This is a genomic window from Vallitalea maricola, from assembly GCF_036985595.1.
Classification (GTDB): Bacteria; Bacillota; Clostridia; order Lachnospirales; family Vallitaleaceae; genus Vallitalea; species Vallitalea maricola.
Window position 1 is genome coordinate 1 of record NZ_BTPU01000355.1, and the last position, 271, is coordinate 271.

Genomic DNA, 271 nt, shown 5'->3' on the forward strand with positions numbered 1-271 from the left:
ATTTTTGCTTTTTTATTTATGTATAAGAGAGGTGAAATATAATGCTCTTAAAATTAAAGAATTGCTATTATTCTTATAAACCAAATGAACCAATACTTAAAAATATCAGTTTTTCCATTAAAGAAGGAGAGATTCTTGCAATCATGGGATGTAATGGAATAGGTAAGACTACTTTATTGAAATGTATTGCTGGAATTTTAAAATGGGATAAAGGAACTTGTATCTTCAATGGACAAAATACAATTAATGCGATTAGCATTAATTGTATTTT

General features: G+C 25.8%; 1 protein-coding gene. It reads left to right on the forward strand.

Translation table 11 applies throughout. From position 1 onward, the window contains the following. Positions 1-41: 41 nt before the first annotated feature. On the forward strand, positions 42-271 hold a 230-nt coding region (locus AACQ14_RS24325; protein WP_339366111.1), incomplete at its 3' end, for an ABC transporter ATP-binding protein.